General features: G+C 28.5%; 10 protein-coding genes. 1 reads left to right on the top strand and 9 read right to left on the bottom strand.

Annotated elements, in window-relative coordinates:
• Nucleotides 1-143: 143 nt before the first annotated feature.
• The 8 genes from VN21_RS10980 to VN21_RS11015 form a co-directional block, all read right to left on the bottom strand.
• Entirely contained in the window at nt 144-2,123 is a 1,980-nt protein-coding gene (locus VN21_RS10980) for a stage V sporulation protein D (protein WP_046823316.1), read from the bottom strand.
• An 11-nt stretch (nt 2,124-2,134) separates the two neighbouring features.
• A complete protein-coding gene (locus VN21_RS10985; protein ID WP_046823317.1) occupies nt 2,135-2,491 on the bottom strand; it encodes a cell division protein FtsL in 357 nt (118 codons plus the stop codon).
• A 133-nt stretch (nt 2,492-2,624) separates the two neighbouring features.
• The gene (gene rsmH / locus VN21_RS10990) at nt 2,625-3,560 is read right to left on the bottom strand and encodes a 16S rRNA (cytosine(1402)-N(4))-methyltransferase RsmH (RefSeq protein ID WP_021430063.1); all 936 of its coding nucleotides are present in this window, start codon (nt 3,558-3,560) and stop codon (nt 2,625-2,627) included.
• A 3-nt stretch (nt 3,561-3,563) separates the two neighbouring features.
• Nucleotides 3,564-4,319: a prolipoprotein diacylglyceryl transferase gene (gene lgt, locus VN21_RS10995; protein WP_046823318.1), complete on the bottom strand. Its 756-nt coding sequence runs from the start codon at nt 4,317-4,319 to the stop codon at nt 3,564-3,566.
• 10 nt (nt 4,320-4,329) lie between these two features.
• Entirely contained in the window at nt 4,330-5,109 is a 780-nt protein-coding gene (locus VN21_RS11000; RefSeq protein ID WP_046823319.1) for a tyrosine-protein phosphatase, read from the bottom strand.
• A gap of 241 nt (nt 5,110-5,350) precedes the next feature.
• On the bottom strand, nt 5,351-6,637 hold the full coding sequence (gene yfmH / locus VN21_RS11005; protein ID WP_046823320.1) for an EF-P 5-aminopentanol modification-associated protein YfmH: 1,287 nt from the start codon (nt 6,635-6,637) through the stop codon (nt 5,351-5,353).
• 9 nt (nt 6,638-6,646) lie between these two features.
• Complete coding sequence (yfmF, locus tag VN21_RS11010) at nt 6,647-7,909, bottom strand: EF-P 5-aminopentanol modification-associated protein YfmF (RefSeq protein ID WP_046823321.1); 1,263 nt, start codon at nt 7,907-7,909, stop codon at nt 6,647-6,649.
• 9 nt (nt 7,910-7,918) lie between these two features.
• Nucleotides 7,919-9,025: a CbiX/SirB N-terminal domain-containing protein gene (locus tag VN21_RS11015; RefSeq protein WP_046823322.1), complete on the bottom strand. Its 1,107-nt coding sequence runs from the start codon at nt 9,023-9,025 to the stop codon at nt 7,919-7,921.
• Between the two features lie 113 nt (nt 9,026-9,138).
• Between VN21_RS11015 and ychF the strand changes: the two genes are divergently transcribed.
• Complete coding sequence (gene ychF / locus VN21_RS11020; protein ID WP_046823323.1) at nt 9,139-10,236, top strand: redox-regulated ATPase YchF; 1,098 nt, start codon at nt 9,139-9,141, stop codon at nt 10,234-10,236.
• A gap of 347 nt (nt 10,237-10,583) precedes the next feature.
• On the opposite strand, the gene VN21_RS11025 is transcribed toward ychF, so the two are convergent.
• Complete coding sequence (locus VN21_RS11025) at nt 10,584-12,038, bottom strand: UDP-N-acetylmuramoyl-L-alanyl-D-glutamate--2,6-diaminopimelate ligase (protein WP_046823324.1); 1,455 nt, start codon at nt 12,036-12,038, stop codon at nt 10,584-10,586.
• Between the last annotated feature and the right edge of the window lie 167 nt (nt 12,039-12,205).

The raw sequence follows: 12,205 nt of genomic DNA on the forward strand, positions 1-12,205 counted from the left end.
TTATTTTACACTTTTGTAAACCTTTAGAAATCCTAATAAAGAGCAATGTATATAAATTATATACATTGCTCTTTAAATTATTAACTCATTAATTATATACTATATATTAATATTTTTGAAGATGTTTATTCCTATATTATCTTTTAATTATCTGTGTAAATTACTATTCCAGAATCTTGTGGTACTTCTGATCCTGCAGGAGGGAAAATTTCTTTAACCTTTGCACTTCCATCAACCTCTGTGTCTGTGTCTTGTATCGGTTTTAATTTATTTTCTTCTAATACCTTTAAAGCATCCTCTATACTTAAATCAATAATATTTGGTACTTTTACCTTAGGTTTTTCATATTCTTGCTTTTCTTCATCAGTATATTTAGGTTCAACCCCTAAATATTTTAGGGAATCATTCATTATTTCTTTTACTATAGGTCCTGCTGTTGTACTACCAAATGCACTAACACCAGTTGGTTCATCTACTATAGCTAATACTACTATTTGTGGATCATCACAAGGAGCTATCCCTACAAAGGAGCATATATATTTGCCTTGTGCATACTTACCATCTATAACCTTTTGTGCTGTTCCTGTTTTACCACCTATTTTAAATCCAGGTATATATGCAGCTTTACCAGACCCTTCACTTACAACAGATTCAGCTATTTCTAGCATTTTTTTAGATGTATCTTCTGATATTACTTGTCTAACTACCTTTGGCTTTATATTTTCTGTTACGTTTCCTTGATTATCAACTTTTGATTTAACTACTCTAGGCTCCATAAGTTTTCCATCATTTGCTATAGCACCTATTGCGCTTATTAACTGCATAGGAGTAACTGATATAGATTGACCAAATGATATAGTCGCTAACTCTACAGGTCCTACATTTTTTTCATTATATAAAATACCTTTAGCTTCTCCAGGTAAATCTATATTAGTTTTATCCATGAATCCAAATCCTTCTATATAATCATACATCTTAGACACACCTAATCTTTGCCCTAACTCAACAAAAACTGGGTTACAAGAATTTTGAACTGCCTGTTTAAATTCTTGAGCTCCATGTGGTCTATAGTGTCTCCAACATTTCAATTTTCTTCCACCTACGGTAACACTACCTGTACATACAAACTTTTCCCCATCTTTTATAACTCCTTCTTCTACAGATGCAGATGATGTTATAAGTTTGAAAGTAGATCCTGGCTCATACGTATCACTAACTGCAGGATTTCTCCACATTGAGAAATATCCTTTTATTTTATCTTTATCACTATATTTTTCAAGTTCTTCTTCGTAGTATGGATATATAGGTGTTCTTGAGTCATTTGGGTCATAGTCAGGCTTCGAAGCCATAGATAAAATGTCACCAGTTTTCGGATCTAAAGCTATTGCCGTAACTCTTTTAGCATTATTTAGTTCATAAGCTTTTTGAACCGCTTTTTCAGTATAGTGTTGAATTACTTCATCTATGCTAAGAACTAACCCATTTCCTTGCACCGGCTCATAATATTTTTCCATTCCATGAGGAATTTCTCTTCCTGATGCATCAGTACTAACAATTAATCTTCCTGGTTTTCCCTTTAGATGTTTGTCATATTCCATCTCTATACCCGCAATTCCAGTTGCATCATCCGACGTATGTCCTATTACATATGGGGCAAAATTTCCATACGGATAATATCTTTGATTATCCTCAGCTACCCATATACCAGGTAATTTAGAATCCCTTATTTTTTCTGCTGTTTTATCATCTATCCATCTTTTTACTTTTACTAAAGCCATGTTTTTCTTTTTAAGCAATTTTAAAACGTCATCATAGTCTTCACCTATCATTTCAGATATTAACTTAGCTGATTTTTCTTTGTCTTTAACTTCAACCGGTTTAGCCCAAACAGTATACTTAGTAACACTTACAGCTAGTTCTTTCATATTTCTATCATATATAGTACCTCTTTTAGGTTCTATTGGTATGTCTCTTGTTTGCTGATCTAAAGCTTTTTCTGTAAGCCAATCCCCTTTAATTATTTGTAAGTATCCAGTCCTAAATATAAGCATCGTAAAAACAAAGCATGCTAGTATTAAAACAATTACTAACCTTTTTTTACTCAATCTCTTTATTTTACTCAAGCAAATCCCCCCTAATTAGGTACTTCTATGTACTTCATCTGACTTTCTTTAGGATAGTCCATCCCTAATTTCTCATTAGCTTTATTTTCTATATCTCTACTTCTAGTTAATAAATCTACATCTACTTGTAAATTTTCTTTTTCTATAGTTTTATTATGTAATTCAGACTCTAAATCCCCGATTTTATATTTTAATTTTGCAACTTCACTATAACCATACATACACGCAAAAATTATACAACAAGCACTTGCTACAGCTCCTAACTTTATAACCCACTTTGTAATTTTTTTTATCATTCTTCTTTTATAGATATTCTTTTTATTTGCTCTATATTCATTTATATCTTTTATTTTATTTTTTCTTTTCATACATATCCCCTTACTTTTTTATAAATAAATAGATATATATTATATTTAACTTTCTATATACTCCTTCCTTTTTAGTCTTAATACAAAATTAAAACAATAAAAAACAAAAAAGTCTAAGCTTTCGCTTAGACTTCTATATTCTTTCAGCAACCCTTAATTTTGCACTTCTAGATCTTGGGTTTTCTTCGATTTCTTTGTCTGTTGGTAATATTGGTTTTCTAGTTATAACTTTGACTAAAGCTTCTTTATCGCACTGGCATATAGGAATATGTGGTGGACATATGCAATCTGTTGCTAAATCTCTAAATGCATTTTTTACAATCCTATCTTCTAAAGAGTGGAAAGTTATTATACATATTCTTCCGCCCTCATTCATAATAGAAGCTGCATCATCTATCATCTCAGTTATAACACCTAATTCATTATTCACTTCTATTCTTATAGCCTGGAAAGTTCTTTTGGCTGGATGCGGACCATCTATTCTAGCTTTCTTAGGTATAGCTTTTTTTATAATTTCAACTAATTCACCTGTAGTTTCTATGTTCTTTTCTTTACGTCCTTCTACTATGAACTTAGCTATACGTTTAGCCCAATTATCTTCTCCATAATCTTTTATTATTTTTGATAATTCCGCTTCACTATATGTGTTTACAACATCATAAGCTGAAAAACTGCATCTTATATCCATTCTCATATCTAAAGGTGCATCTTGCATATATGAAAACCCTCTATCAGCCTCATCTAATTGGTGTGATGAAACACCTAAATCCGCTAGAACCCCATCCACTTTATATACACCTATTTTTTCTAATTCATTTTTTAAATTTTGAAAATTACTGTGCACAAACTTTACTCTATCGCTATATTCACTCAATCTTTCTTTTGCTGTATTTATAGCGTTTATATCTTGGTCAAATCCTATAAAAAGTCCATCCTTAGAAAGTCTTTTTACTATTTCTTTGGAGTGGCCTGCACCACCCATTGTACAATCAACATATACTCCATCTGGTTTTATGTTTAAATTATCAATACACTCATCTAAAAGTACCGATACGTGATGAAATTCCATATTTTATCGCTCCTTAATATCATCTATTTCTTTTTTATTTTTCCTTGATAAATATAGGTGGACTATTATTCCTCCTATTACGCCTGCTAAACTTATAACTTGAGCCATTCTAAGAGGCCCTATCATAAGGCTATCCGTTCTAAGCCCTTCTATAAAAAATCTTCCTAAAGAATATAGTATAGCATATAAAACTATAATTTGACCCTCATAAGATTTCTTTTTTCTAAATATACATAGGAATATAAATATACCAAAATCCCATATAGATTCATATAGAAAAGTTGGATGTACTTTTACTCCATCCACCATTATTCCCCATGGTAAATTAGTTGGTCCTCCATGAGCTTCTTTATTTATAAAATTGCCCCATCTTCCTATAGCTTGAGCTAAAGGCATTCCAAGTATAACAGTATCTGCTAATTTTAGAAAATTAATCTTCTTATATCTAGAGAATATATATCCTGCTAATATTCCACCTATTAAAGCTCCATGTATTGCCATTCCACCACCTCTAAAATTGAATATTTGAGATGGGTTATTAGAATAATATTCCCAATTAAATATTACGTAATACAATCTGGCACTTATTAGTCCTACCGGAATTGCAATAATTGCTAAATCTAATATATCATCTTCTTTGATTCCAACTCTTTTAGCCTCTTTCAATGCTATTAATGTACCTAAAATCATACCTGTGGCCATAAGTATTCCATACCACATTACATCTATTCCAAATATAGTAAATGCAATTCTATCCATAAACTGATCCCTACCTTTTAAATAGTCTTTTAAATAAATTTTTCTTTTCTATGTACTTTGTTGGTTCTAAAATGCATATATCTTTATTTTCTAAAATACATTTTTGATTTTCTTCAAATATATTTTTTGCATTTTCTTCTCCATATTGCTTACTTATGTAATCATATACTTCTTTAATTAGTGGTCTTCTCTTTGTACTACTATGTGCATCTGTCGCTATAAAGTGAGCCATATTATTTTCTAGTAAAATTTTACTAGTTTTCTCTGCCTCTTTCCCATTTTTACCTATTACACTAGCTCCATTCAATTGAATTAAAGCTCCCTCATTTATACAATCATATATAATATTTGGATTCTCTTGTACTTTAGAATACCTTTCTACATGTGCTAGTATAGGAATGTGTTTTTTTAACTTTAATTCATACACTATATCTGCTAAATTATTAGGAAAATTATTAGGTGAAAACTCAACTAATATATATTTACTATTATTTAGGCTATGAAACTCTAATTTTTCAAAATCACCTAATAAATCGTCTGTAAAGTAAAGCTCATTTCCTAAAAAAACTTCGATATCTATATTTTCATCTTTTAATTTTTGGTTAAAGCTTTTTAATATTATTTTTAACTCTTCTCCACTTTTATATTTAAAATCTGGATGATAGTGGGATGTATTAATTATCTTTTTAATTCCTTCGTCTTGTGCTATTTTTGCCATTTCTATAGATTCTTCTAAGCTTTTTGACCCATCATCTACTTGCGGCAATATATGACAATGTATATCTATCATTTAGCTCTCCCTCCTTTTATAAACTAAATGATACCATATTACCTATAAACCATCAATTTTCTTTAACTATTTCACTTTAAAACAAAGCTTTTTTGAGCTTAAAAAATATAAAACTTATATACCTAATTCTTATATATTGTACATAATTATTCCATAGGTGTGCTAAAAATTCGCTTCGCTCATATCGCCAACACCTTCTTCTGTTGCGTAAAAAAAGTGCTATAATTAGCACTTTTTAAATTTACTTAGGTTCTACTATTGAAATTACACAATACTCTTCTTTTAAATGATTTTTTAATCTTTCTTCCACTTCTTTAAACTCTACTTCCTTAATAACATCCAAATAATCTAATAAGTTTATATCTTTAAACTTATATGCTATAAAATTATTAGCTATAAAGTTTACTGAATCAAAGTATTTTATAAATTGACCCATTTTTTTCTTTTTTATTCTATTGAAATCTTCCTCACATAATCCTTCTTTTTGATACTTAGTTATATGCTTTAATATAACATCTTTTACTTTCATAGGACTTTCGGATTCTCCTCCTATTAAAGTAAAGGCATAGTCAATTTGAGATGTAAATCCACATCCAAAATTGTCATTTACCAGTCCACTCATATATAACTCATCAAATATTTCACTACCTCTTTTAAAGATCATATCTAAAAGAATTTCTGTAACAACTTCTTTACGAAGAAGTTCTCTCCCTTTAATTCCTACGTTATCATCTTTAAATCCTATATTAAACATAGGCATTGATATAGGGAAATTTGCAACTACCTCTTTTTTATTTATTTCTTTAGATTCTTGAGGATAAAATCTTTTTATACTATGATCTAGTTTTTCTATATCAATATGATTGCTTTTTTTGATACTTTCCATAACTTTATCAACTTCGACATCACCTACTACAAATAAAGCCATATTTCCCGGGTTATAAAATGTATTATAACATTTATAAAGTTCATCTTTTGTAATTTTATATATACTTTCCACAGTTCCTGCTATATCAACATTTACAGGATAATCCTTGTACATCGCTCTTAAGCAATTGAAATATACATTCCAGTCAGGATCATCATTATACATTTTTATTTCCTGCTCAATTATTCCTTTTTCTTTCTCTACATTCTCATCTGTAAAGTATGGAGTTTGTACATAATCTATAAGATGTTCTAAACTTTCATAAAAATTATCTGTGCAAGAAAATAAATATGCAGTCATAGTAAAATTAGTATATGCATTTGCACTAGCTCCTAACTTAGAAAATTTATCAAATGCATTTCCACCATCTGGTTGCTCGAACATTTTATGTTCTAAAAAATGTGCTATACCTTCATTTACTCTGAATTTTTCATTTTCATTTATAGGAATAAATTCTAATTCGTTAGATCCATAATTAGTAGCTAACACTGCAAATTTTTTCATAAACCCTTTTTTAGGCATAAAATATACATCAAGTCCATTTTCTAATTTTTCATAATAAAGTTCTTCTTTTAATATATCGTTAACTATCTTTTCCATATACTCCTCCTAATTTCTTAAGAAATAAATAGTATCTAATTGTAATTTTTTAAACACACTAATAATTTCTTCTTTATTCACTTTTTCTACATAACTTATAATATCTTCTATGCTTAAATTTGTTTTACTTATATCCTGAGAAAATTTAAAATCAGATAATCCACCTATACTATCTTTTAAAGATCTCATCGAACTTATAAGTGATATTTTACTATTTTCAAGTTCTTCGTCACTTATCTCTCCATTTATTATACTTTCTATCTGTTTTCTAACTAAATCTGTTGTTTTTTCATAATTTTGAGTTTCTATTCCTGAAGATATAAATAGTATTCCTTTATATTTTTCTATAGATGAATATATATAGTAACATAAGCTTTCTTTTTCTCTTATATTTATAAACATTTTAGAGTGTGGTCCTCCACCTAAAATATTGCATCCTACAACTAGAGGATAATAATTTTTTGCATCCGCAAAATCTGTATTCGTTCTATATCCCATAACCAATTTACCTTGAGTTATATCCATTTTATCAACTATATTTTTTATAGACTTAACATTTTTTTCATATTTCTCTCTAGGTATTTCTATAACTTTTTCTCTTTCAAATTTAAATTTATTTTTTATAATATCTATAACTTTTTCTTCATCAAATTCTCCTTCTATAACAATATCGATAGGAGATGTTTTTAAAATATCTTTATAGTGATTGTATAGATCTTTACCATTTATTTTGTCAATTTCATCTAAATACCCATATTCACTTATACTAAACTTTTCATCTTTGCACATTTCTTCAAAACATCTTTCTAGTGCATATCTTCCTTTGTCATTTATCTTCGCTTTTATTCTCTCAGCTAAGTTTTGTTTTTCTAATTTAAGATATTCCTCTTTAAAAGCACCATTTTCTATTAGTGGGTTATTTATTATTTCATTTAAAAATTCTATTGCATTTGTAAATATAGGTTCTTCTAGGTATTGTTCATTGGTTGTTACTAATTTTATATTTAAAACCTGTCTTTCACCTCTCTTACTTACATCAGCTAATATAGAAGCTCCATACAAATCTTCTAATTTATTAGATATCTCTTTTAACGTTTTATATTTATCACTTGCATTAGTTATCATATTTGGAATTAACGCATTTTTTGTAGTCTCATTCTTGTCTAAAATCCTTTGTATGTATACGCTAACTAAATTTGTTTTAAATTTTTTAGACTTTATTAAAGTTAAATTTATATTTTCATCTAAATTTATTTTTTTTATATTCTCCATATAATCCTCCTATTTTTCTATTAACAATATTTGAGTATACATTTCATCAATAAGTATCTTTACTTTATCTTTTGGCTCTATATAATGAAATCTAACCTCACAAGTATCTAATTCTTTTAAAATACTTTCAACTAAGTTTTTATTGTACATGTTATCAATTGTACATGTAGGAATAACTACATGCAATACATCGATTCCATATTCTAGAAGTTGTTCTCCTGATTTTATTATATCGTCTTTATTATTTTCTAAAAGTGGTAATTTTATTTGAATTTTTGTATTTTTCTCTTTTTCTATGTAATATTTTATTTTTTCTCTAAAAATAATATCTTGTTCTAAGTTGTTTTCATCTTCTAATCCTATTAAAAGAACACCTGAATCTACATCTTCATTTTTTATATTCCCCAAAATTTCATTGGTGTATGACTTGGCTAAATTATTGGATTTATAAAAAACATCAGTAAGTTTAATATTCACTCCATATTTATTAAGGCTCATAGTATCTAATCTTTTGTTAAATATATCAAAATCTTTACCCTCTGTTATAAACATTGGGCATATTATTATATTTTTATACCCTAGTTCTACAACCTCTTGTACCATATTTTCAAAATATGGTTTAGTGTACATATATGCGTCAACGACTTTGTATTTAGAACCTAATTTAGATCTTAACCCCGATGAAATTTTATGTGCAGTGTCTTTAAATTCACTAGTCCCTAGATTTGCATAGTACCCTTTATACTTATGCAAATTATATATACTCGATATGTATGCCTCATATCCCTTATCAAAGTAAATTTCATTTGCACGTTCTCTAATATTATATTTTTTAGATTCTCCATCATATACAAGTATTACTAAAGTTTCATCTTGAACATCTCCATGTTCTATAGATTGAACATTTATATCATCCTTTATAAAAAACATAATTGATAAATTGATTATTAAAAACGAAACTATAAAACCTACAAATAATTTTTTATAATCTTTTTCATAATATATAAAATATGTATATACAGACACTGTCGCAGCTATAATAAATATATTCTCCATATACCCATCAAATATAATGCTCAATCCAAATAAAATACCTAAACAAATTGGCATAACCATTGAATCAACTCCATTAAAAGTATAGTTTGCATGACTAATATATATGATGTATAATTAGAATGTATGTCTAAATTAAAATAAATATAAGACTTAAGAAGAGAGGAAGATACAATATGAAATTAGGTATAGTTGGTTTACCAAACGTAGGTAAAAGTACACTATTTAATGCGATAACTCAAGCAGGTGCTGAATCTGCTAACTACCCTTTCTGTACAATAGAGCCAAACGTAGGTGTTGTGGCTGTGCCGGACGAAAGATTAGAAAAATTAAAAGAACTATATGATTCTAAAAAAGTTGTACCTACAGCTATAGAATTTTGTGATATAGCTGGTTTAGTTAGAGGTGCCTCTAAAGGTGAAGGTCTTGGAAATAAATTCTTATCTCACATAAGAGAAGTTGATGCAATAGTACATGTTGTTAGATGTTTCGAAGATCCTAACGTTGTTCACGTTGATGGTTCAGTAGATCCTTTAAGAGATATAGAAACTATAAACTTAGAATTAATATTCTCTGATATAGAAATATTAGAAAGAAGAATTCAAAAGACTCAAAAAGCTGCTAAAGCAGATAAATCTTTAGCTTCAGAGCTTGAGTTCTTAAAAGAAATAATGGCTACTTTAGAAGATAGTAAATGTGTTAGAACTATGGAGTTTACTGAAGATCAACAAGCATTTGTTAACTCATTAAACTTACTTACTTCTAAACCAGTTATATATGCTACTAACGTAAGTGAAGATGATTTAGCTGATGAAGCTCAAAACAATGAATATGTAAATAGAGTTAGAGAATTCGCATCAACTGAAGATGCTGAAGTTGTTGTTGTATGTGCTCAAATAGAAGCTGAAATAGCAGAACTTGACACTGAGGAAGAAAAGAAAGAGTTCTTAGAAACATTAGGTCTTGATCAATCTGGACTTGATAAACTTATAAAATCTTCATATGCTTTACTTGGACTTGTTTCTTATTTAACTGCTGGACCTCAAGAGGTTAGAGCTTGGACTATAAAGGTCGGAACTAAAGCTCCTCAAGCTGGTGGTAAGATACACTCTGATATAGAGAGAGGGTTCATAAGAGCGGAAACTATAGCATTTGATGATTTAGTTAATGTAGGAACAATGACAGCTGCTAAAGATAAAGGTTTAGTTAGACTTGAAGGTAAAGAATATATAGTTAAAGACGGAGATGTTATATTATTCAGATTTAACGTTTAATAAAATGTAAAAAGAGTGAATATATTTTGCTACACAAGCTGAAAAAATGCTTGAAATGTAGCTAAAATATACTCACTCTTTTTATTTTGTTCAAATTTAACTAATTTTCTATTTGTGCATTATATCTTTGTATAATTTTACGTAGATATTAATACAAAAAATATAAAAAGAACAATTTTTAATCTAATTGCTCTTTTTAGTAATTACAGATCCCTTAAATTTAAAAATAAGTTTTTAAACCAGATTAGCGAAGATTGAATATATAAGATTTAACGACTTTTAAAGCATCTTTCCAGCTTTAGGAGCAAAACTTATATATTCACCTGAGCGCCCCACTATTTTAAACCTTATTTATTTTGTAAAAACTCGTTAGCTATTTCTTTATCATCAAAGTGATGTTTAACTTTACCGATTATTTGGTAATTTTCATGCCCTTTACCTGCAATTAGTATTACATCACCTTTTTGCGCTATTTCTATAGCTTCTTTTATAGCTTCTTTTCTATCTATAACAACTTTATAATTTTCTTTAGATTTATCTAATCCTTCTAATATATCATTTATTATACGTTCTGGATCTTCTGTTCTTGGATTATCTGATGTTACTATACATATATCTGAAAGTTTTTGAGCAATATTTCCCATTAAAGGTCTTTTAGTTGTATCTCTATCTCCTCCACATCCAAATACTGTTATTATCCTATTTTTAACAAACTCTCTAGCTGTTTTGATTACATTTTCTAATGCATCTGGAGTATGAGCATAATCTACTATAACACTTATTCCAGTTTCATTAGATATAGCTTCAAATCTTCCTGCTACTCCACCTGTATTTTTTAATCCATTTAGAACTATTTCTTTAGAAATTTCAAGTGCATAACATGCAGCTATAACCGCTAGAGTATTATAAACCGTGAATTTACCAGGAACCGGAACAAATATATCTTCTTCATAAGTTGGAGTTACAAGTTTATATGATACTCCTCTAGCTTCTATTTTTATGTCTTTAGCCATAAAATCAGCCTCGTGATCTATAGCATAAGTGTAGCATTTTGTATCTAAGTTTTTTATATTTTCATATATAACTTTTCCGCCTTCATCATCTATATTTATAACATTAGCATTAGTTGTCATATAGAATAATTTCTCTTTAGCATTTCTATAATCTTCTAAATCCTTGTGAAAGTCTAAGTGGTCTGGAGTTAAGTTAGTGAATACCCCAACCTTATACTTAGTTTGAGCCACTCTGTTTAATGCTAATGCATGAGATGAAACTTCCATAGCACAATACTTACATCCATTATTTATCATTTGATCGAAGTAATCTTGTAAATCTCTGCTTTCTGGAGTTGTTGAATTTGATTCAATTTCTTTATCTCCATCAGATATTTTTATAGTTCCTATTAATCCTACTTTATTATCAGCTGATGTTAGTATTTCATTTAAAAATGTAGTTATACTAGTTTTTCCATTAGTTCCCGTAACTCCTATAACATCAAATCTTTGACTTGGATGATTGTAGAAATTATCTGCAACTTTAGCCATATCTTCTCTAGTGTTTTTAACTTTTATGAAAGTTACTCCATCTCTTTGGATATCTTCTTGAACTAAAAATGCCTTGGCACCTTTTTCTATAGCCATATCTATAAATTTGTGTCCATCAACTGTAAATCCTTTAACGCATATAAATAGGTCATTCTTTCCTACTTTTCTAGAATCATATTGTATGTTATCTATTTCAATATCTAAACTTCCTTTAGTATCTAAAATATCTAAGCCTTTTATTACTTCTTTTAGTAACATAAATTTAACCTTCCTTCAATAAAAAATTCGCTATGCTTGAATACTTAACTTATTAATCAAGTTTAGCAGTTAGAATTTATAACTATATTATTATATAACAATATCATAAAAATAGAAATTGTCTAGTATGCTATTTTTATTGCAAAAAATGCAAAATAAAATAGAGA

The organism is Paraclostridium benzoelyticum (assembly GCF_001006285.1).
In the GTDB taxonomy this organism is placed as follows: domain Bacteria; phylum Bacillota; class Clostridia; order Peptostreptococcales; family Peptostreptococcaceae; genus Paraclostridium; species Paraclostridium benzoelyticum.

Bases quoted from the DNA above. Each gene is read 5' to 3' on its own strand.
- VN21_RS10985 (WP_046823317.1), bottom strand. From the start codon at position 2,491: ATGAAAAGAAAAAATAAAATAAAAGATATAAATGAATATAGAGCAAAT.
- yfmF (WP_046823321.1), bottom strand. From the start codon at position 7,909: ATGGAGAATATAAAAAAAATAAATTTAGATGAAAATATAAATTTAACT.
- VN21_RS11000 (WP_046823319.1), bottom strand. From the start codon at position 5,109: ATGATAGATATACATTGTCATATATTGCCGCAAGTAGATGATGGGTCA.
- lgt (WP_046823318.1), bottom strand. From the start codon at position 4,319: ATGGATAGAATTGCATTTACTATATTTGGAATAGATGTAATGTGGTAT.
- VN21_RS11025 (WP_046823324.1), bottom strand. From the start codon at position 12,038: ATGTTACTAAAAGAAGTAATAAAAGGCTTAGATATTTTAGATACTAAA.
- yfmH (WP_046823320.1), bottom strand. From the start codon at position 6,637: ATGGAAAAGATAGTTAACGATATATTAAAAGAAGAACTTTATTATGAA.
- VN21_RS11015 (WP_046823322.1), bottom strand. From the start codon at position 9,025: ATGGTTATGCCAATTTGTTTAGGTATTTTATTTGGATTGAGCATTATA.
- rsmH (WP_021430063.1), bottom strand. From the start codon at position 3,560: ATGGAATTTCATCACGTATCGGTACTTTTAGATGAGTGTATTGATAAT.
- ychF (WP_046823323.1), top strand. From the start codon at position 9,139: ATGAAATTAGGTATAGTTGGTTTACCAAACGTAGGTAAAAGTACACTA.